The 20,020-nt window shown below is 70.6% G+C and carries 18 protein-coding genes; 9 read left to right on the top strand and 9 right to left on the bottom strand.

What is annotated here, in order from left to right; genetic code table 11:
• Nucleotides 1–3: 3 nt before the first annotated feature.
• The 4 genes from BGO45_RS00255 to BGO45_RS00240 are packed head-to-tail and all read left to right on the top strand — an operon-like array spanning nt 4 to nt 4,036.
• Entirely contained in the window at nt 4–1,038 is a 1,035-nt protein-coding gene (locus BGO45_RS00255) for an iron-siderophore ABC transporter substrate-binding protein (RefSeq protein ID WP_292689823.1), read from the top strand.
• A gap of 25 nt (nt 1,039–1,063) precedes the next feature.
• Complete coding sequence (locus tag BGO45_RS00250; RefSeq protein ID WP_292689821.1) at nt 1,064–2,110, top strand: iron ABC transporter permease; 1,047 nt, start codon at nt 1,064–1,066, stop codon at nt 2,108–2,110.
• On the top strand, nt 2,107–3,165 hold the full coding sequence (locus tag BGO45_RS00245; protein ID WP_292689818.1) for an iron chelate uptake ABC transporter family permease subunit: 1,059 nt from the start codon (nt 2,107–2,109) through the stop codon (nt 3,163–3,165). The genes BGO45_RS00250 and BGO45_RS00245 overlap by 4 nt, the downstream gene beginning before the upstream one ends.
• 46 nt (nt 3,166–3,211) lie before the next feature.
• Entirely contained in the window at nt 3,212–4,036 is an 825-nt protein-coding gene (locus BGO45_RS00240; protein ID WP_292689816.1) for an ABC transporter ATP-binding protein, read from the top strand.
• A gap of 41 nt (nt 4,037–4,077) precedes the next feature.
• Here BGO45_RS00240 and BGO45_RS00235 read toward each other — a convergent pair whose 3' ends face one another.
• From BGO45_RS00235 to sufB, 8 genes are all read right to left on the bottom strand, one after another.
• Nucleotides 4,078–5,007 carry a siderophore-interacting protein gene (locus tag BGO45_RS00235; protein WP_292689814.1) on the bottom strand — a complete coding sequence of 310 codons (930 nt, stop codon included), beginning with the start codon at nt 5,005–5,007 and terminating at the stop codon, nt 4,078–4,080.
• A 100-nt stretch (nt 5,008–5,107) separates the two neighbouring features.
• The gene (locus BGO45_RS00230) at nt 5,108–6,265 is read right to left on the bottom strand and encodes an aminotransferase class I/II-fold pyridoxal phosphate-dependent enzyme (RefSeq protein ID WP_292689812.1); all 1,158 of its coding nucleotides are present in this window, start codon (nt 6,263–6,265) and stop codon (nt 5,108–5,110) included.
• Nucleotides 6,266–6,330: 65 nt separating this feature from the next.
• Entirely contained in the window at nt 6,331–7,929 is a 1,599-nt protein-coding gene (locus BGO45_RS00225; RefSeq protein WP_292689809.1) for a serine hydrolase, read from the bottom strand.
• Between the two features lie 82 nt (nt 7,930–8,011).
• On the bottom strand, nt 8,012–8,341 hold the full coding sequence (locus BGO45_RS00220) for a metal-sulfur cluster assembly factor (RefSeq protein ID WP_013586729.1): 330 nt from the start codon (nt 8,339–8,341) through the stop codon (nt 8,012–8,014).
• Nucleotides 8,342–8,350: 9 nt separating this feature from the next.
• A complete protein-coding gene (sufC, locus tag BGO45_RS00215) occupies nt 8,351–9,121 on the bottom strand; it encodes a Fe-S cluster assembly ATPase SufC (RefSeq protein WP_063257896.1) in 771 nt (256 codons plus the stop codon).
• A 45-nt stretch (nt 9,122–9,166) separates the two neighbouring features.
• Nucleotides 9,167–9,496, bottom strand: coding sequence for a non-heme iron oxygenase ferredoxin subunit (locus BGO45_RS00210; RefSeq protein WP_076490599.1), 330 nt, complete (start codon nt 9,494–9,496; stop codon nt 9,167–9,169).
• Nucleotides 9,493–10,686, bottom strand: a complete 1,194-nt coding sequence (gene sufD, locus BGO45_RS00205; RefSeq protein WP_292689796.1) for a Fe-S cluster assembly protein SufD — start codon at nt 10,684–10,686, stop codon at nt 9,493–9,495. Before sufD ends, BGO45_RS00210 begins: the two co-directional genes overlap by 4 nt.
• Nucleotides 10,687–12,105: a Fe-S cluster assembly protein SufB gene (gene sufB, locus BGO45_RS00200; RefSeq protein WP_292689794.1), complete on the bottom strand. Its 1,419-nt coding sequence runs from the start codon at nt 12,103–12,105 to the stop codon at nt 10,687–10,689.
• A gap of 257 nt (nt 12,106–12,362) precedes the next feature.
• Here sufB and BGO45_RS00195 point away from each other — a divergent pair, with 257 nt between their 5' ends.
• Nucleotides 12,363–13,331 carry a COX15/CtaA family protein gene (locus BGO45_RS00195; RefSeq protein ID WP_292689792.1) on the top strand — a complete coding sequence of 323 codons (969 nt, stop codon included), beginning with the start codon at nt 12,363–12,365 and terminating at the stop codon, nt 13,329–13,331.
• Between the two features lie 111 nt (nt 13,332–13,442).
• Nucleotides 13,443–13,934 carry a dinucleotide-utilizing enzyme gene (locus tag BGO45_RS00190; RefSeq protein ID WP_292689790.1) on the top strand — a complete coding sequence of 164 codons (492 nt, stop codon included), beginning with the start codon at nt 13,443–13,445 and terminating at the stop codon, nt 13,932–13,934.
• 67 nt (nt 13,935–14,001) lie between these two features.
• Here BGO45_RS00190 and BGO45_RS00185 read toward each other — a convergent pair whose 3' ends face one another.
• Nucleotides 14,002–14,928, bottom strand: a complete 927-nt coding sequence (locus tag BGO45_RS00185) for a heme o synthase (RefSeq protein WP_292689788.1) — start codon at nt 14,926–14,928, stop codon at nt 14,002–14,004.
• 229 nt (nt 14,929–15,157) lie between these two features.
• Between BGO45_RS00185 and tkt the strand changes: the two genes are divergently transcribed.
• From tkt to BGO45_RS00170, 3 genes are read left to right on the top strand one after another with little or no spacing between them, the layout of a single operon-like run.
• On the top strand, nt 15,158–17,257 hold the full coding sequence (tkt, locus tag BGO45_RS00180) for a transketolase (RefSeq protein ID WP_292692792.1): 2,100 nt from the start codon (nt 15,158–15,160) through the stop codon (nt 17,255–17,257).
• 18 nt (nt 17,258–17,275) lie between these two features.
• Nucleotides 17,276–18,397 (top strand): transaldolase, encoded by a 1,122-nt coding sequence (gene tal / locus BGO45_RS00175; protein ID WP_292689786.1) that lies wholly within the window; start codon nt 17,276–17,278, stop codon nt 18,395–18,397.
• A complete protein-coding gene (locus BGO45_RS00170; RefSeq protein WP_292689784.1) occupies nt 18,394–20,019 on the top strand; it encodes a glucose-6-phosphate isomerase in 1,626 nt (541 codons plus the stop codon). Before tal ends, BGO45_RS00170 begins: the two co-directional genes overlap by 4 nt.
• The last annotated feature ends 1 nt before the right edge of the window (nt 20,020 follow it).

Genomic DNA, 20,020 nt, shown 5'->3' with positions numbered 1-20,020 from the left:
TCTGTGTCCCGTTTCCGCGCGCTGGCTGCTCTCGCCGCCGCCACGGCCCTCGTCCTGACCGGCTGCGCCGGCACCTCCGCCGCCCCGGGCGCGCAGGACGCCTCCACGGCCGCCGACGGCTCGTTCCCCGTGACGATCGACCACGCCTTCGGCGAGACGACCATCGAGAGCGAACCGAAGCGCGTCGTGACGGTGAGCTGGGGCAACCAGGAAGCCGCCCTCGCTCTCGGTGTCGTGCCCGTGGCGATGCCCAAGGTCACCTGGGGCGACGAGGACGGCGACGGACTCCTCCCCTGGGTGAAGGACAAGCTCGACGAGCTCGGCGCCGAGACCCCGACCCTCATGGACGAGACGAACGGCTTCGACTACGAGGCGATCGCCGACGCGAAGCCCGACGTCATCCTCGGCGCGTACTCGGGCATGACCCAGGAGCAGTACGACACCCTCAGCAAGATCGCCCCCGTGGTCGCGTACCCGGAGATCGCCTGGGGCACCACCTGGCAGGACATGACCCTGACGGATGCCAAGGCCCTCGGCCGCGAGACGCAGGCGCAGGACCTCATCGCCGACCTCGAGAAGCACGTCGCCGACGAGACCGCGAAGTACCCGGCGCTGGCGGGTATGAAGCAGATGTTCACGTACATCGACCCCACCGACCTCAGCACCGTCGGCTACTACTCGCTGAAGGACCCGCGGGCGATGTACCTGAGCGAGTTCGGAATGACGCCCTCGTCGGCGGTCGAGACCTCCAGCGCCGACGGCGAGACCTTCTGGTTCACCCAGAGCGCCGAGCAGATCGAGAACTTCTCCGACGTGAACACCCTCGTCGGCTACGGAACCGACGCCACGCTCGCCCAGCTCCAGGCGGACCCGCTGTGGTCGCGGATCCCCGCCATCGCTTCCGGCGCGGTCGTGATGCTGCCCGACGACACCTCGCTCGCGGCGGTCGCGAACCCCAGCCCGCTCTCGATCGGCACGCCGCTGGGCGACGAGTACATCGGCCTCGTCGGCGCCGCGGCCCAGAAGGCCGCGTCCTGATGCGAATCCCCCACCCGTCGACGCGATGACCGTCCTCGCTCCGACCCCGACCGCCCCCGGCGACGCCCGTCCGCGTCGCTGGGGGCGGCGCCGGGTCGTGGGCCTCGCGGCCCTGATCGTGGTGCTCGTGGTCGCCGCCGTGCTGTCGGTGACCTTCGGCGCACGCGATGTCGCGCCGGCGGACGTCTGGGCGGGACTCACCGGTTCCACCGACACCGCGTCGGCCGCGGCCGTCGCCAAACGGGTCCCCCGTACGCTGCTCGCCATCCTCGTGGGCGGCGCGCTCGCCGTCTCCGGGGCGGTCCTGCAGGGGGCCACGCGCAACCCGCTCGCCGACCCGCAGATCCTCGGCATCAACGGCGGGGCCGCTCTCGCGATCGTGACCGGAATCGCGTTCTTCGGTCTCGGTTCGGCCACCTCCTACGTATGGGTGGGGATGGCGGGGGCCGGAGCCGCCGCCGTCCTCGTCTACGCCATCGGCTCCCTCGGCCGCGGCGGCGCGACGCCCCTGCGGCTGGCACTCGCCGGTGCTGTGACCGCGGTCGCCTTCAGTTCGTTGACCAGTGCCATCCTGCTGCCGAACACCGCCGTGATGAACGTCTTCCGGTTCTGGCAGGTCGGCGGTGTGGGGGGCGCGACCCCCGAGACGATCCTGCAAGTCCTCCCGTTCCTGCTGGTGGGACTGCTCATCTGCCTCGCGAGCGCCTCCGCACTGAACACGCTGGCGCTCGGCGACGAGCTCGCCGCCGGGCTCGGCGCCCGCGTGCGCACCGCCCGCCTGGTCTCCTCCGCCGGCGCGGTGATCCTGTGCGGCGCGGCCACCGCCGTCGCCGGTCCGATCGGCTTCGTCGGCCTCGTCGTGCCGCACATGATCCGACTCGTCGTCGGCGTGGATCACCGCTGGCTCCTCCCGGTCTCCGCGCTCGGCGGTGCGGTCCTCCTCACCCTCGCCGACGTCGTCGGTCGCGTCGTCGCCCGTCCGGAGGAGATCGAGGTCGGCATCGTCACCGCGCTCCTGGGTGCGCCGTTCTTCATCGCCCTGGTGCGTCGGCAGAGGATGCGAGCCCTGTGAGCGCGATCCTGACCCCCGCCGCCCCCGCGGCCCTGGCATCCGTCTCGTCCGGTCGGCGCCGCCGCCGCCGGCGCTGGGCGCTGGTCACCGGCATCCTGGCGCTGCTCGTCGTCGCCGCGTTCGCGCTGTCGCTGATGCTCGGCCAGACCTTCTACTCCCCCGCCGAGGTGTGGGGCGTCCTCACCGGTCAGCGCGTCCCCGGCGCGTCCTTCACAGTGGGCGAGCTGCGGCTCCCCCGCGCCGCGACCGCACTGTTCACGGGACTCTGCTTCGGGATGGGGGGCGTCGTGTTCCAGACGATGCTGCGCAACGCCCTCGCGAGCCCGGACGTCATCGGGATCAACACCGGCGCGAGCGCCGCCGCCGTCATCGGCATTGTGGTGCTCGGTCTCGGCGAGACCACGGTGTCATTCCTGGCGATGGCCGCGGCTCTCGCCGCCGCCCTCGCGATCTACCTGCTCGCCTACCGGAACGGCGGGTCCGGGGCCCGGCTCATCCTCGTCGGCATCGGCGTCGCCGCGATGTGCCAGGCGGTGGTGTCGTACGTGATCGCCCGCGCCGCCGAGTACGACCTCCCCGCCGCGATGCGCTGGATCACCGGCAACCTCAACGACGCCACCTGGGCCCGTGCGCTCCCCGTCGTCGGCGCGGTGCTCGTGCTGGGGCCCGTGCTGCTGGTCCTGGCCCGGCGACTCGAGATCCTGCGCATGGGCGACGACACCGCCGCCGCCCTCGGCCTTCCCGTCGAACGCAGCAGGCTGCTGCTCATCGTCGCCGCGGTGGGTCTGCTGGCGTTCGGAACCGCGGCGGCGGGCCCGATCGCGTTCGTGTCGTTCCTGGCCGGACCGATCGCCGTCCGGATCCTCGGTCCCGTGGGCTCGCCCGTCCTCCCCGCCGGCCTCGTCGGCGCCCTCCTCGTCCTGGTGGCCGACTACTGCGCGCAGTATGCGTTCGGCACGCGACTCCCGGTCGGCGTCATCACCGGCGTGCTCGGTGCGCCCTACCTCATCTACCTGCTCGTGCGCAGCAGCCGAACCGGGGGGACCGCGCTATGACGACGCCCCCTCCCCTCACCCGCCCCGACGGAGAAGGACCCCGACGATGACCACCGAACGCACTCTCCACGCCGAGGGCGTCACCCTCGGCTACGGCGACCGCACCATCGTCGACACGCTCGACCTCCGCCTCCCCCCGGGGCGGGTGACCGCGATCGTCGGCGCGAACGCCTGCGGCAAGTCGACGCTGCTGAAGGCGATGGCGCGACTGCTCGCCCCGACGAGCGGTCACGTGCTCCTGGACGGCAAGGCCATCCACCGGATGCCGACGAAACAGGTCGCGCGCGTGCTGGGGCTCCTCCCCCAGTCACCGGTCGCGCCGGACGGCATCGCGGTGTCCGACCTCGTCAGCCGGGGACGGCACCCGCACCAGGGCGCCCTCGCCCGCTGGACGCGCGCCGACGACGCGGCCGTCGCGCGGGCGCTGGAGGCCACCGACACCGCGCACCTGGCCGACCGGCACGTCGACGAGCTCAGCGGCGGACAGCGCCAGCGCGTGTGGATCGCGATGGCACTCGCCCAGGAGACCGACGTCCTCCTGCTGGACGAGCCCACGACGTTCCTCGACATCAGCCACCAGATCGACGTGCTCGACCTGCTGACCGACCTGAACCGCGAACGCGGGACCACGGTCGCGATGGTGCTGCACGATCTCAACCTCGCCGCACGGTACGCCGACCATCTCGTCGCGATGGCCGGGGGACGGGTGATCGCCGCCGGAGACCCCGGCGAGGTCATCACGGAGCAGACGGTGCGGGACGTGTTCGGCCTGGACAGCCGCGTGGTCCCCGACCCGCTCACCGGCCGCCCCATGGTGATCCCGATCGGTCGCCACCACACGGTCGTCGAGCCGGAGCAGGCCCGCGCCTGAGAGCAGCCCCGGCGACGCCCGGGACGGGCGTCGGGCCGGCCTCACTCGGTGCGTTCGACCTGTCCGGCGCGCCAGTAGCCCATGAACGCGACGCGCTTGCGGTCCACACCGGAGCCCTGGACGAGGAGCCGTCGCAGCACTTTCACGGTCTGCGACTCCCCCGCGATCCACGCGTAGAACTCGCCCTCGGCGTCGGCGGGGCTGTCCCACAGCAGCTCCACATCGACGTCGATGTCGTCGAGCTCCTGGGGGCGCGGCGCCGCGGCCCGCGCGAGCACGTCGCGGGAGGCCGTGGTCCAGGCTTCGACCGCCTCGATGAGGGCCTCGCCGTGTGGGCGGGCATCCCGCGCGAGCCACTGCACGCGCGCACTGTCGGCGGCCAGGGGAAGCGCGTCGTCTTCGCCGGGGACTTCGATGAACGCGTCCGCGACGATCCCGGGGGCCAGGCCCTCGAGGATCGCGCAGATCGCCGGAGCGGCGGTCTCGTCACCGGCGAGGAGCAGGCGCTGAGCGGTGCCGGGGTGGAAGTCGATGCCCTGCGCGGACTCGGCGCTTCGGGCGTCGGGCCCGACGACGAGGATCCGGTCTCCGATCGTCGCGGCTTCGGCCCAGGCTCCGGCGGGACCGGCGTCGTGGTGGAGGACGAAGTCGATGTCGAGCTCGAGCGCCTCGGGGTCGATCCGTCGCACGGTGTAGGTGCGGAACGGCATCCGCTCCTCGTCGGGGAGGTCGCGCCAACGCGCGTACCACTCGCCGTTGTCGATGGCGGCGGGATCGGTCTGCCCGATGTCGCACAGGGTGCCGTCGGGACCGGGGAGCACGATCTTCACGCGCTGGTCACGGCGGTCGGTGCCGAAGACGTCGAAGTCGGGTGACGTGAAGGTGATGCGCGCGAAGTGCGGAGACAGTCGACGGGCCCCCTTCACCACGGCGACGTACGGGCGGTAGGCGGGACGCGTGGCTGTCTTCACCGGATAAGGATATCCTTACCTATCCTTGGATGCCACGTGGCCCGTCACGGAACCTTCGCCGCCGAGCCGTTCACGGCCGCCGCAGCCGTCCCCCTCGAGCTCAGCGGACCAGCCGGCCGATCCGCTCGATCGCCTCGCGCAGAACCTCCGGGGCACAGCCCACGTTGATGCGCACGTGACCCACACCCTCCGCACCGAACAGCGGGCCGTGATGCAGCGCGACCTTCGCCTCGCGCCGTACGAACGGCGCCGGGTTGTCGCCCCAGCCGTAGGCGGAGACATCGACCCACGCGAGGAACCCCGCCTCGGGCACACGGTACCGCGCGAGCGGAAGGTGCTCGGCGAGCAGGTCGGCGAGCAGCCGACGGTTGTCGTCCAGCGCCACGAGGAGCTGTGCGAGCCACGCATCGCTCTCCGGGGCGAACGCGGCGCGGTTGGCGATGACCCCGAACAGCCCCGCCCGCCACTCGACCTCCCACGGCAGCGCCCGCACGACGGCAGCGGTCTCATCCGACCCCGTCACGATGACCGCGCACTTGAGACCGGCGAGGTTGTAGGTCTTGCTCGCGCTCGTCACGGTGTACCCGACGGCTGCCGCTTCGGGGGCGGCGTCCAGGAAGGGGGTGAACACCGCCGGCGCGTGGGTCAGCGGCGCGTGGATCTCGTCGCTGACGACCGTGGCGCCGTAGCGGTGCGCGAGTCGCGCGAGCCCGGCGAGCGACTCGCGGGTGTGGACGGTGCCGGTCGGGTTGTGCGGGTTGCACAGCAGCACGGCGCGGGCTCCGGATGCCAGCGCCTCGGCGATCCCGTCGAGATCGAGCTCCCACCGCTCCCCCGTGCCGCGTAGCGGGACGCGCTCGACGACCGCACCCGCCTCTTCCACCGTGTCGTAGAACGGCGGGTACACCGGCGGCGTCACCACCACCCGGTCCCCCGGCGAGCTCACGGCGCGGAGGACCTCGACGACGCCCATCATGACGTCGCCGGTCCAGCGGATGCGCGCGGGGTCGGGTCGCCACCCCCACCGGCGCTCGGCGAAATCCGCGAAGTCGAGGTCGATGCCCGGCCGCGGCGGCGTGTATCCCGTGTCGCCGATCTCGACCGCGCGCGCGAGAGCGGCGGTGATCGCCGGGGCGAGCGCGAAGTCCGTCTCGGCGACGAACATCGGGATCACGTCGTCCCCGTACGATCTCCACTTCGTGCTCGAACGCTGACGCAGCAGTTCGAGCGGCAGGGCCTGCAGGGGGGCGACGCTCATGACCTCGACGCTACCCAATCGGTCGCGCGCGTTCACGGGCGCCGACACGGCGCGTCACGCGCGCGTCACCGACGGAACGTCCCCATCCCGTGGGCGTCGAAGTACTCCAGCACGAGGCTGCCGTCGGCGCCGAACGTCGCCTGCGACACCGTTCCCTCGGTCGCGTTCTCCCCGGTGGGCGTGAAGGTGAAGACGTCACCGTTCCACGGCGAGAGGTCCCAGTTCCCGGTCGGCCCGAGCGCGAGGTGCAGGCGGTCTCCCCGCACCGTGACGGTCGCGTCGCCGAAGTAGTCGTTGCGGTACACGCCCGCGTAGCTCCCGAGCGACGCCGGGGGCGTGGCATCCGCCGGCCGGCTCTTTCCCGCCAGGTCGCCCATCGGCTGCGACATCCGCGCGAACACGCCCGTGTAGAGCGCGAGCCAGTCGCGTCGCTGCGCACCGTACTGCGCGATGTCGGCGAACCGGCCGGCGATCCCCTCGGCGACGCCGTTCGCCTCACCGTTCGACAACACCACGATGCCGAGATCGGCTTCGGGAAGCATCTTGACGGTCGTACCCGTCCCCAGCCGGAAAGCGCCCGAGTGGTTGACGTCGACGAGCCCGCCCGCGGTCGTCGTGACGTTGAATCCGTAGCCGTAGAACCCCGCCCGCTCGCCCATCGTGGACTCCGCCGGGTCGCGCCCCGTCATGATCTGCGGCGTGACCGCCGGCAGGAGCGCGGCGCGGCTGACGAACGGATCATCGCCCTCCCCCGCCGCCAGCACCATCGCGACCCACTTCGCCATGTCGGTCGCGCTCGAGCTGACGCCCCCGGCCGGCGACTGGGCGTCAGGCTGGCGCTGATCGGGCGTCACGACCCACTGTCCGTTCTGGCGGAAGTGGCCCACCGCGCGGTCGTCCCGAGCCGCAAAGTCGGCGTAGCGCGACGAGGTGGATGTCATCCCCAAGGGCTCGTACAGCAGGCGTTCCGAGAGACTCGCCCAGTCCTGCCCCGCGGCGGCCGCCACCGATTCGGCGCCCGCCGTGATGTCGAAGTTGCCGTACGCGTACTGCGTCCGGAAGCCGTCGATCGGCACGAGACGGAGACGGTCCAGCACCTGCGTCCGGTCGTAGCCGATCTCCTCCAGCTCGTCACCGGCGTGCTCGTACAGGCCGGACCGGTGGGCGTACAGGTCGGCGATCGTGAGGTTCTGCGTCACCCACGGGTCCGACAACGCGAACGAGGGCAGGTTCTTCTGCACCGGCGTGTCCCAGGTGACCAGACCCTCGTCGATGGCGCGGGCCACCACCGTCGCACCGATCGACTTGGAAACGGATGCCATCGCGAACACGGTGTCCTCATCCACCGGCTCACCGGTGTCGAGATCGCGCACCCCGTAGCCGCGCGCGAAGACCGTCTTCCCCCCATGGACCACGGCCACGGCCACACCGGGTGTACCGGTGGCATCCATCGCCGCCGCCACCGAGGCGTCGATGTCGGACACCGCCGCGTCGATCGTGGCCGGGGTCACCTGCGCCAGGGCATCCACACGCGGGTCGTCGGCGATCGGTCCCGCGGTCGCCGCCGCGGGCGGCACGGGATCGGGAGTACAACCGGATGCCACCGGGATCATCGCCAGGACAAGAGTCAGACCCGCGGCCGTTCGGGCACCACGCGCGCGCATGCGCCCAGATTCCCAGGACGACCACGGCCCCGGCAATCGCCGGGGCCGTGGTGTTGTCGGATCGATACCGACGGAATCGTCGTCAGATCGCGAAACCGAGGGCGCGCATCATGTCGCGGCCGTCGTCGGTGATCCGTTCCGGACCCCACGGCGGCATCCAGACCCAGTTGATGCGGAAGCGGTCCACGACGTTGTCGAGGGCCTGGGCCGTCTGCTCCTCGAGGACGTCGGTGAGGGGGCAACCCGCCGACGTCAGGGTCATGTGGATGACGAGCGCGTCGTTCTCGTCGTCCCACGCGAGGTCGTAGATGAGGCCAAGGTCGACGACGTTGATCCCCAGCTCGGGGTCCATGACGTCTTTGAGGGCCTCGGTGACCTCGTCGTACTTCTCGGGAGCGAGCGTTGCGGTCATGTAACGATCTTACGCGTCGACCGGCGCACCGGCCTCGAGGAAACGGTCGTAACCCTCTTCCTCGAGGCGGTCGGCGAGCTCGGGGCCGCCCTCTTCGACGATCCGGCCCTTGACGACGACGTGGACGAAGTCGGGACGGATGTAGCGGAGGATGCGGGTGTAGTGGGTGATGAGGAGCACACCGAGATCGGTGTTCTCCTTGGCCCGGTTCACGCCCTCCGACACGATCTTGAGCGCGTCGACGTCGAGGCCCGAGTCGGTCTCGTCGAGCACCGCGATCTTGGGCTTGAGCAGCTCGAGCTGGAGGATCTCGTGACGCTTCTTCTCGCCGCCGGAGAAACCCTCGTTGACGTTGCGCTGGGCGAACTTGGCATCCATCCGCAGGTTTTCCATGGCGCCCTTGACGTCCTTGGTCCACGTGCGGATCGCCGGCGCCTCGCCGTCGATCGCGGTCTTGGCGGTGCGCAGGAAGTTCGTCACGGTGACGCCGGGGATCTCCACCGGGTACTGCATCGCGAGGAAGAGACCGGCACGCGCCCGCTCGTCGACGCTCATCTCGAGGACGTCCTCACCGTCGAGGGTGATGGAGCCGCTCGTGACGGTGTACTTCGGGTGACCGGCGATCGTGTACGCCAGGGTCGACTTGCCGGAGCCGTTGGGGCCCATGATGGCGTGGGTCTCGCCGGTGCGCAGCGTCAGCGTCACACCGTTGAGGATCGGGGTCGTGCCGGCATCCGTCTCGACCGTCACGTGGAGGTCGCGGATCTCGAGGACAGACATGGTGTTCCTTACTCGGTAGTTCGGGGAGTCGTGGGGGCGTGACCGTCAGGCCGACGCCTTGGTCACGGCGGGGTCGATGAGCACGTCGTCGCCGTCGATCACGACCTCGTACACGGGAACCGGCTCGAAGGCCGGAAGGTTCAGGGGGTGGCCGGTCCGCAGCGAGAACGCGGATCCATGCGCCCAGCACTCGAGCGTCTCGCCCTCGACGAAACCGTCGGAGAGCGAGATGTCGCCGTGCGTGCAGACGTCGCCGATGGCGTGGACCTCGCCGTTGCCGTCGAGCACGACCGCCATCGCGACGCCGTCCACCTCGACCCGGCGGGCCTCGTCCTGCACGAGCTCGCTGAGCCCGCAGACCCGGGAGGCGCTCACGCCGCGGCTCCCTCGGCCAGCTCGCGCTCGATCGCCTCGATCAGCTCGGTCTCCAGCTCCGGGATGCCGATGCGCTGGACGATCTCGCTGAGGAACCCGAGGACCACGAGGCGCCGCGCCTCGTCCTCGGCGATACCGCGGGCCTGCAGGTAGAAGAGCTGCTCGTCGTCGAAACGACCGGTCGCGCTGGCGTGTCCGGCGCCCTGGATGTCGCCGGTCTCGATCTCGAGGTTCGGGATCGAGTCGGCGCGGGCGCCGTCGGTGAGCACGAGGTTGCGGTTCGCCTCATAGGAGTCGGTGCCGGTGGCATCCGGTCCGATGAGGACGTCGCCGATCCAGACGCTGCGCGCGCTCTCGCCCTGCAGCGCACCCTTGTAGAGCACGTCGCCGACGGTGTGCGGGCCCTTGTGGTGCAGGTAGACCTGCGACTCGAGGTGCTGACCGGCGTCGGCGAACGACAGGCCGTACAGGCGCCCCTCGGCGCCGGGACCGGCCAGCTCCACCGACGGGTTGACGCGCACGACCCCGCCGCCGAAGCTCACCACGACGTGGGTCAGCTTCGCGTCGCGGTCCACGCGCGCCTGGTGCGACGAGGCGTGCACCGCGTCGTCGTCCCAGCGCTGCACCGAGACGACCGTGAGGTCGGCGCCGTCGCGGACGAGGATCTCGACGTTCTGCGCGTGCTGGACGCTGCCCTCGTGACGGAGCACGACCGTGCCGCGCGAGTTCGGCTGCGCCTCGATCACGACGTGGGCGTGCGCGAGGCCGCCGGTACCGGTGAGGCGGACGACGATGGGCTCGTCGAGCTCGACGTTCGCGGGGATCCGCAGCAGGGGCGCCTCGGGCTCGTGCGTCCACGCCAGTGCGGCCGGCAGATCCTCGGGGCGGAAGTGCTCGCCACGGGGAGCCTGGCCGGCCGCCAGGCGCAGCTGCTCGACCTCGGCGGGCGCGCTCACGTCGACGCGCATGATGCCCTCGGGGCCCGCCTGGTCCACGAACAGCGGGGCGAGGCGGCTGATCGGGCTCAGCTTCCAGTTGACCTCACGGCCGGTGGGCGTACCGAAGTCGGCGGGATCGAACGAGGTCGGGCGCTCCGACCGCGTCTGGACGGGAACGACGGATGCCACGAGGGCGGCAGGGTCGGTATGACCCTCCGCCGCAGCGGCGGGGGTCTGGGTCGCAGTCGACATTTAGCCTACGGATCCTTCCATGCCCATCTCGATGAGCTTGTTGAGTTCGAGGGCGTACTCCATGGGGAGCTCGCGGGCGATCGGCTCGATGAAGCCGCGCACGATCATCGCCATGGCTTCGTCTTCCGGGAGCCCACGGGACTGCAGGTAGAACAGCTGCTCCTCGCTGACCTTCGAGACGGTGGCCTCGTGGCCGAGCTGGACGTCGTCCACGCGGATGTCGATCGCGGGGTACGTGTCGGAGCGAGAGATCGTGTCGACCAGCAGCGCATCGCACCGCACGGTGTTCGCCGAGTGGTGGGCGTTGGCGTCCACCCGGACCTCGCCGCGATATCCGGCGCGACCGCCACCGCGGGCGATGGACTTCGACACGATCGAGGACTGCGTGTACGGCGCCATGTGGATCATCTTCGCGCCGGCGTCCTGGTGCTGTCCGGGACCCGCGAAGGCGACCGAGAGCGTTTCGCCCTTGGCGTGCTCGCCCATCAGGTAGATCGACGGGTACTTCATCGTCACCTTGGAGCCGATGTTGCCGTCGACCCACTCCATCGTCGCGCCCTCGTGCGCGACCGCGCGCTTGGTGACGAGGTTGTAGACGTTGTTCGACCAGTTCTGGATCGTCGTGTAGCGCACGCGGGCGTTCTTCTTCACGATGATCTCGACCACGGCCGAGTGGAGCGAATCGCTCTTGTAGATCGGGGCGGTGCAGCCCTCGATGTAGTGCACGTAGCTGTCTTCGTCCGCGATGATCAGGGTCCGCTCGAACTGACCCATGTTCTCGGTGTTGATGCGGAAGTACGCCTGGAGCGGGATCTCGACGTGCACGCCCTTGGGGACGTAGACGAAGGAGCCGCCCGACCACACGGCCGTGTTGAGCGCGGCGAACTTGTTGTCGCCGGCCGGGATGACCGTGCCGAAGTACTCCTCGAAGAACTCGGGGTGCTCCTTGAGCGCGGTGTCCGTGTCCATGAAGATGACACCCTGCTGCTCGAGGTCCTCCCGGATCTGGTGGTAGACGACCTCGGACTCGTACTGCGCGGCCACACCGGCGACGAGACGCTGACGCTCCGCCTCGGGGATGCCGAGCTTCTCGTACGTGTTCCGGATCTCCTCGGGGAGGTCCTCCCACGACTGCGCCTGCTTCTCGGTCGAGCGCACGAAGTACTTGATGTTGTCGAAGTCGATCTCCGACAGGTCGGCACCCCACGTGGGCATGGGCTTGCGGCCGAAGAGCTGATAGCCCTTGAGGCGCGTCTTCAGCATCCAATCGGGCTCGGACTTCAGGGCGGAGATGCCCCGGACGACGTCTTCGTTGATCCCGCGCTGCGCGATCGCGCCCGCGGCATCCGTGTCGTGCCAGCCGAACTCGTATTGCCCCAGGCCCTCGAGCTCTGGTCGGTCGATGAGTACATCGGACATGGTGGTCACTCTCCTTCTCGGGCCGCAACGGTGTCATCCGCCCCGGCATTCCGCGACGGACTCCGGTCGGAGTCACAGGAACGTCGCTGGTGGGCCCGCTCGAAGGCGCTGGCTGCGCGCCTAGACTGTCAGAGGTGCGAGGCGCGCGAGCGCTGCACCGGAAGACCCTTCGATTCTACAGGCAACGCCCGCTCCCGGCACGGCACGCGCAACCCTCGCGGCCCGCCCGAGCGCCCCGCCGCCAGGAGGCTGCGCGCATGTCCACCGCTTCGTCCCCCCGCGTCCTCCGACGCGTCGTCGACTGGCTGCCCGCCACGATCGACCGTCGCGTCCGCGTCCTCGCGTGGCTGTCCTTCGTGGCGGAGGTGCTGATCATCGGCACGGGCGGCGCCGTCCGGCTGACCGGATCGGGCCTCGGCTGCCCCACGTGGCCGCGCTGCACCGCCGACTCGCTCGTGAACACCCCCGAGATGGGGATCCACGGGATCATCGAGTTCGGGAACCGGACGCTCACCGGCCTCGTCGGCATCCTGGCCCTCGCCGTCCTGGTCCTGATGTGGCGTATGCGCCACGAGCGGCGCGTGATGTTCGTCCTCGCCGCCGTCGTCCTCGGCGGGATCGTCGCTCAGGCCGTCGTCGGCGGCATCACGGTCCTCACGGGCCTGAACCCCTTCATCGTGGGCTTCCACTACATCGCCTCGGTCGCGCTCGTCACGGTGTGCGCGGCGTTCCTCACGCTCATGTACCTCCCGGCCGGGCCGCGCGAGCGCGTGGTCCCCGCCTGGTTCGCGGGACTGGTGCACGCCACCACCGGCGTGCTCGCCCTCACCGTCGTCTTCGGCGTCCTCACCACGGGCGCCGGTCCCCACTCGGGCGACGCGGCGGCGGTGCAGCGCAACGGCTTCGACGCCGAGGTCCTCGAGCACGTGCACTCCTGGCCCGGCTACGCCCTGTTCGCCCTGACCCTCGTGATCGTGGTGCTCGCGTGGCGTCTGCAGCTGCCCGTGCGGCGCTGGGCGACCGCCCTGCTGGCGGTGGAAGTGGTGCAGATCGCGGTGGGCCTCTACCAGGCGCGCAACGGCCTGCCCGAACTCGCCGTCGGCGTCCACATGGTGCTCGCCGCCCTCGCCGCCGCGGCCATGACGGTCGTCGTGCTCCGCCTGAAGGCTCCCGCGGCGGCGACCCGCACCGACGCGCGCGACACGGTGGCCGCAGCGCGGCGCTGACCCTAGCCCCTCATAGGGGATTCATCGAGGGCCCAGAGGCGACGCACCGATGAGTGCGAGACTGTGGACGCTCCGGTGCCGACCGCGCCCGGAGATCGAAGGAGTTCTTCCATGCAGACCCGCCCCCGCCTGGTGACCAGCATCCCGTTCTGGGTGCTCCTGGTGCTATCCCTGGCCTCCGTGATCGGCGGACTGGTCATCGTCTTCCAGCAGATCGACGCGATGCAAGCGGTGCTGAACGACCCGAATGCGACCGTCGTCACGGTCTACGTCGCCCAGTCGTGGGCGATCGTCGGCGCCGCCGTGATCGGCGCCGGCGCCATCGGACTCGTCGCGACGCTCGCCGTCGCCGCCGTGGTGTCCACGCGCCCGCGCGCCGACGTCGCGGTCGAGACGATCGACTGGACCAGCGACGACGAGAGCGCGCCGTTCGTCGCCGCTCCCACCGTGGCCGCCGCGGCGACGACCGCCCCGGCCGCCCCCCTCGTCCTCGAGGATGCCGACATCGAGACCCCGTCGAACGCTCCGGCTCCCGCCGAGGCCGCCGCGGCGAGCCACGACGCCCCGAAGCTCGACACGGGCGACGAGACCCCGCGCGCCTGATCGTCCCGCACGACGCGAAACGCCCGCTCCCTCACGGGGGCGGGCGTTTCGCGTGGATCGGGTGGACTCAGAACGGGAGGAGCGGGTCGACCGCGATCGCCACGAAGAGCAGCGTCAGGTAGGTGATCGACGCGTGGAACACCCGCATCGGGCGGGGCTCCCCGCCCTGCACGGCGCGCGAGTAGAGGCGGTGCGACTCGTAGACGAACCAGCCGCCGAAGACCAGCGCCGACACGCTGTAGATCAGACCCATGGATGCCACGGGGATCAGCAGCAGCGAACACGCCACGGTCGCCCAGGCGTACAGGATCACCTGCAGTCCGACCTGCGACCCGCTGCGGGTGGCACCGAGCATCGGCACGTCGACGTCGTCGTACTGGTCGGCGTACTTCATCGACAGCGGCCAGTAGTGCGGGGGCGTCCAGAGGAACACCAACGCGAAGAGGATGAAGGGCGCCCACGAGAGCGAGCCCGTCACGGCGGACCAGCCGATGAGCACCGGGAAGCAGCCCGCGATCCCGCCCCACACGATGTTCTGCTCGGTCCGGCGCTTGAGGATCATCGTGTAGATCACGACGTAGAAGAAGATCGCGGCGGCCGAGAGGGCGGACGCGAGGGGGTTGGTGAAGACCCACAGCCATACCGTCGAGACGACGGCCAGGGTCCACGCGAAGGTGAGGGCGCCCCGGGGCGACACCTCGCCGGTGACCAGCGGGCGGTTCTCGGTGCGCTGCATGTGCGCGTCGATGTCGCGGTCGAGGTACATGTTGAACGCCGCGGCGGAACCGGCGCTCAGCGATCCGCCGATGACGGTGGCGAAGATGAGCCACAGGTCGGGAAGACCGCGCGCGGCGAGGATCATGACCGGGACGGTCGTGACCAGCAGCAGCTCCAGCACACGAGGCTTCGTCAACGCGACGTAGGCGCGGACCGTGCGTCCGAGAGAGCGGCGATCGGTCGTCGCAGTGACGTGCGACGTCGTCGAGATGTCCATCGTCCCCCGGGGTAGAGCGTGCGAATCCCTCCGATTCTATGGCATCCCCACCACACCTCCGGCCGCCTGTCGACCCCCTCGGGAACAGTCTCGGGCGTTCGCACGTTCTCGGTATGCTGGCGATGAACGCGCGCCCCGCGCCGACCACCCCACCCCACTCCCGCTCCGACGGCGTCGAGTGCGGCGTCGGATCGTGACCCGGGCGCAAAGTGACGAGAAAGGCACCGTGTTGTCGGACTTCGAATGGGATGAGATCGATCGGCGCGCGGTGGACACCGCACGCGTTCTGGCGGCGGATGCCGTCGAGAAGGTGGGGAACGGACACCCCGGCACCGCGATGTCTCTCGCACCGGCCGCTTACCTGCTCTACCAGCGCGTCCTGCGCCACGACCCGGCCGACACGCACTGGCCCGGCCGCGACCGCTTCATCCTCTCGGCGGGGCACTCCTCGCTGACGCAGTACGTCCAGCTCTACCTCGGCGGGTTCGGCCTCGAGCTGAGCGACCTCGAGGCGCTGCGCACGTGGGGATCCCTCACTCCCGGCCACCCCGAGTACGGTCACACGGCGGGCGTCGAGATCACCACCGGCCCCCTCGGCCAGGGTCTCGCCTCCTCCGTCGGGTTCGCATACGCCGCCCGCTACGAGCGGGGTCTCTTCGACGCCGAGACCCCCGCCGGCGAGAGCCCCTTCGACCACTACGTCTATGTGATCGCCGGTGACGGCGACCTCCAGGAGGGCGTGACCAGCGAGGCATCCTCGCTCGCCGGCCACCAGGAGCTCGGCAACCTCATCGCGATCTACGACTCCAACCAGATCTCCATCGAGGACGACACCAACGTCGCCTTCACGGAGGACGTCGCGAAGCGCTACGAGTCCTACGGCTGGCACGTCCAGACCGTCGACTGGAAGAAGACCGGTCAGTACGTCGAAGACGTCGCCGAGCTCTACGCCGCGATCGAGGCCGCCAAGGGCGAGACCGACAAGCCGTCGCTCATCATCCTCAAGACGATCATCGGGTGGCCCTCCCCCGGCAAGCAGAACTCCGGCAAGATCCACGGCTCCGCGCTGGGCGCCGACGAGCTGCGTGCGACCAAGGAGGTGCTCGGCTTCGACCCCGAGCAGCACTTCGCCGTCGCCGACGACGTCATCGCCCACACCCGGCAGCTCGTCGAGCGCGGCGCGGCCGAGAAGGCCGCCTGGCAGGAGAAGTTCGACGCGTGGGCGGCCGCCCACCCCGAGCGCAAGCAGCTGTGGGACCGCCTGCAGGCGCGCGAGCTGCCCGCCGGCATCGCCGACGCCCTCCCCGCCTTCGCGGCCGGCAAGGACGTGTCGACTCGTGCCGCTTCGGGCACCGTGATCAACGCCCTGGCCGCCGAGCTTCCCGAGCTGTGGGGCGGCTCGGCCGACCTCGCCGAGTCCAACCTGACCACGATCAAGGATGCCAAGTCCTTCATCCCGACCTCGTGGTCGACGCACGAGTGGTCCGGCGACCCCTACGGCCGGGTGCTGCACTTCGGTATCCGCGAGCACGCGATGGGCGCGATCCTCAACGGCATCGTGCTCCACGGCCCGACGCGTCCGTTCGGCGGCACGTTCCTCATCTTCAGCGACTACATGCGCCCGCCGGTGCGTCTGGCCGCCCTGATGAACATCCCCACGATCTTCGTCTGGACGCACGACTCGGTCGCCCTCGGTGAGGACGGTCCGACGCACCAGCCGATCGAGCAGCTCGCGACGCTCCGAGCGATCCCGAACTTCACGATGGTGCGTCCGGCGGATGCCAACGAGACCGCGGTCGTGTGGCTCGAGATGCTGCGCCGCACCGCGGGCCCCTCCGGCATCGCGCTCACGCGTCAGAACATCCCCGTGTTCGAGCGCGGCGAGGGCGCGGCTTCGGGCGACGAGTTCGCCTCCGCCGAGAACGCGGTCAAGGGAGCGTACGTGCTGGCCGAGGCGGCCAACGGCGAGCCCGACGTCCTCCTCATCGCCACCGGCTCCGAGGTGCAGCTGGCCGTCCAGGCCCGCGAGACGCTCGCCGCCGAGGGCATCCACGCCCGCGTCGTGTCGGCGCCGTCGCTGGAATGGTTCGCCGAGCAGGACGAGGCGTACCGCGAGTCCGTGCTGCCCTCCTCCGTGAAGGCGCGCGTGTCGGTCGAGGCCGGCTCCGCGCTCAGCTGGCACGGCATCGTCGGCGACGCCGGACGCTCGGTCGCGATCGAACACTTCGGTGCGTCGGCCGACTACAAGACCCTTTTCCAGAAGTTCGGCATCACGGCTGAGGCAGTCGTCGAGGCTGCGCGCGAGTCGCTCGCCGCGGCCCAGAAGTAACCCGAGGAGAACAGACACATGAGCACTCCCACCGAAGACCTGTCCGCCGCGGGCGTCAGCATCTGGCTCGACGACCTCTCGCGTCAGCGCATCCAGTCCGGCAACCTCGCCGAACTCATCCAGTCCCGCAACGTCGTCGGCGTGACCACCAACCCGACGATCTTCGCCGGCGCTCTCTCGAAGGGCGAGGCGTACGAGGGTCAGGTCCGCGAGCTCGCCGCCCAGGGCGCCGGCGTCGACGAGGCGATCTTCTCGATCACGACCGACGACGTGCGCGACGCCTGCGACATCTTCCTCCCCGTGTTCGAGTCCACCGGCGGCGTCGACGGCCGCGTGTCGATCGAGGTCTCCCCCGACCTCGCCCACGACACCGAGGCGACCGTCGCGCAGGCGAAGGACCTGTCCGCGCGGGTCGACCGCCCGAACGTCCTCATCAAGATCCCCGCGACCAAGGCCGGCCTCCCCGCCATCACCGAGGTCATCGGCGCGGGCATCTCCGTCAACGTCACGCTGATCTTCAGCCTCGAGCGGTACGCCGAGGTCATCGACGCCTACCTCGCCGGAGTCGAGAAGGCCCGAGAGGCAGGGCACGACATCTCGACCCTCCAGTCGGTCGCGTCGTTCTTCGTCTCGCGCGTGGACACCGAGGTCGACAAGCGCCTCGCCGCGATCGGCACCGACGAGGCCGCCGCCCTGAAGGGCAAGGCGGGTCTCGCCAACGCGCGCCTGGCGTACGAGCTCTACGAGCAGAAGTTCGCCGAGGACCGCGCGAAGGAGCTCCTCGCCGCCGGTGCGACGGTCCAGCGTCCGCTGTGGGCCTCGACCGGCGTCAAGGACCCGGCGCTGCCCGACACCCTCTACGTGACCGAGCTCGTCGCGGCGGGCACGGTCAACACCATGCCCGAGAAGACGCTCGAGGCGACGTTCGACCACGGCGTCATCACCGGCGACACCATCACCGGCGCGTACGCCGAGGCCCACGAGGTCTTCGACCAGCTCGCCGCGGTCGGCGTCGACTTCGCCGACGCGACGCAGGCGCTCGAGGACGAGGGCGTCGAGAAGTTCATCGCCTCCTGGCACGAGCTGCAGCAGACCGTCGCCACCGCGCTCGAGGCCGGAAGCGCCCAGGCCGCGAAGTGACGTTCGCCGTCAAGGTCACCGGCCACGTCGAGTCGGTCGTCCACGCCGAACTCCCGGCGCTGGTCGATTCGCTCGTCGCGTCCGGCATCACGGCCGGGGACTCCAGCCTGTGGGGTCCCGCGGTTGAGGATGAGGCATCCCGTCGGCTCGGGTGGGTGCAGGCGGTCTCCGTCTCGCGTCCGCTCGTGCCCGAGATCACCGCCCTGCGCGACGAGTTCGTCGCGCAGGGCGTGACCCGCGTCGTGCTCGCCGGGATGGGCGGCTCGTCCCTCGCGCCCGAGGTGATCGCGCGTTCCGCCGGTGTACCGCTGGTGATCCTCGACTCGACCGCGCCCGGCCAGGTCCTCGCCGCCATCGACGGCGACGCCGAAGCCGGCGGGCTGCGCGAGACCGTGCTCGTCGTTTCGAGCAAGTCCGGGTCGACCATCGAGACGGATTCGGCCCGGCGCGCGTTCGAGGCCGCCTACCGCGACCTCGGCATCGACCCCGCGGAACGCATCGTCGTGGTGACCGACCCCGGCTCGCCGCTCGATCAGGCGGCGCGCGCCGACGGGTACCGCGTCTTCACCGCCGACCCCACCGTCGGCGGCCGTTACTCGGCGCTCACCGCCTTCGGGCTCGTGCCGGCGGGTCTCGCCGGCGTCGACATCGACGACCTGCTCGACGAAGCGGATGCCACCCTCCTCGAGGTCGCGATCGACTCGCCGGAGAACCCGGCGCTGGTCCTCGCGGCGGCGATCGCGGGCGGCGGCGCATCGCGCCGCGACAAGCTCGGGCTCGTCACCGACGGCAGCCACCTTCCGGGGCTCCCGGACTGGATCGAGCAGCTCGTGGCGGAGTCGACCGGGAAGGACGGGACGGGGATCCTCCCCGTCGTCCTGCTGCCCGTCTCCCCCGAACTCGAGTCGAAGCCCGCCGACCTGCAGGTCGTGCGCTTCGTCGATCACGCCGACGCGTTCCACCTCTTCGACCGTCACGAGGGCGAGATCCTCGTGAGCGGCTCGCTGGGCGCCCAGTTCGTCGTCTGGGAGTACGCGACGGCGATCGCCGGGCGCCTGCTCGGCATCGACCCGTTCGACCAGCCCGACGTGGAGGCGGCGAAGGTCGCCGCGCGCGGTCTGCTCGAGGAGCGTCCGGAGCCGGCGCCACCGGCGCTCGTGCTCGACGGCGTCGAGGTCCGCGTGTCGGACCCCGCACTGGCATCCGGGGGCACGCTCGCCAGCGTGCTCGATGCCCTGTGGGCGCTCGTCCCGGCCGACGGCTACGTCAGCGTCCAGGCGTACGTGAACCGTCTCGATGTCCCGCAGCTCGCGGGACTGCGCGAGCTCGTCGCGGCCGACTCCGGTCGCCCGACGACCTTCGGGTGGGGACCCCGGTTCCTCCACTCGACGGGCCAGTACCACAAGGGCGGACCCGCCACCGGCGTCTTCCTTCAGATCACCGAACGCACCGACGTCGACCTCGAGATCCCCGGTCGCCCGTTCACGTTCGGTCAGCTCATCAACGCACAGGCCGCGGGCGACGCGAGCGTGCTGGCGGAGGGCCACGGCCGTCCCGTCGTCACGCTCACGCTCACCGACCCGCAGGTCGAGGTGCTCTCACTCTTCGAGGCGGCGCAGTAGA

Origin of the sequence: Microbacterium sp. 71-36 (genome assembly GCF_001898305.1) — a bacterium.
Taxonomy (GTDB): domain Bacteria; phylum Actinomycetota; class Actinomycetes; order Actinomycetales; family Microbacteriaceae; genus Microbacterium.
This window is presented reverse-complemented; position numbering and strand designations above follow the sequence as displayed.

What these genes read in the sequence shown, in the direction of transcription:
- BGO45_RS00190 (WP_292689790.1), top strand. Translation starts at nt 13,443, where the DNA reads ATGCAGACCCGCCCCCGCCTGGTGACCAGCATCCCGTTCTGGGTGCTC.
- sufC (WP_063257896.1), bottom strand. Translation starts at nt 9,121, where the DNA reads ATGTCTGTCCTCGAGATCCGCGACCTCCACGTGACGGTCGAGACGGAT.
- BGO45_RS00185 (WP_292689788.1), bottom strand. Translation starts at nt 14,928, where the DNA reads ATGGACATCTCGACGACGTCGCACGTCACTGCGACGACCGATCGCCGC.
- BGO45_RS00225 (WP_292689809.1), bottom strand. Translation starts at nt 7,929, where the DNA reads ATGCGCGCGCGTGGTGCCCGAACGGCCGCGGGTCTGACTCTTGTCCTG.
- BGO45_RS00220 (WP_013586729.1), bottom strand. Translation starts at nt 8,341, where the DNA reads ATGACCGCAACGCTCGCTCCCGAGAAGTACGACGAGGTCACCGAGGCC.
- BGO45_RS00250 (WP_292689821.1), top strand. Translation starts at nt 1,064, where the DNA reads ATGACCGTCCTCGCTCCGACCCCGACCGCCCCCGGCGACGCCCGTCCG.
- BGO45_RS00240 (WP_292689816.1), top strand. Translation starts at nt 3,212, where the DNA reads ATGACCACCGAACGCACTCTCCACGCCGAGGGCGTCACCCTCGGCTAC.
- sufD (WP_292689796.1), bottom strand. Translation starts at nt 10,686, where the DNA reads ATGTCGACTGCGACCCAGACCCCCGCCGCTGCGGCGGAGGGTCATACC.
- BGO45_RS00195 (WP_292689792.1), top strand. Translation starts at nt 12,363, where the DNA reads ATGTCCACCGCTTCGTCCCCCCGCGTCCTCCGACGCGTCGTCGACTGG.
- sufB (WP_292689794.1), bottom strand. Translation starts at nt 12,105, where the DNA reads ATGTCCGATGTACTCATCGACCGACCAGAGCTCGAGGGCCTGGGGCAA.
- tal (WP_292689786.1), top strand. Translation starts at nt 17,276, where the DNA reads ATGAGCACTCCCACCGAAGACCTGTCCGCCGCGGGCGTCAGCATCTGG.
- BGO45_RS00230 (WP_292689812.1), bottom strand. Translation starts at nt 6,265, where the DNA reads ATGAGCGTCGCCCCCCTGCAGGCCCTGCCGCTCGAACTGCTGCGTCAG.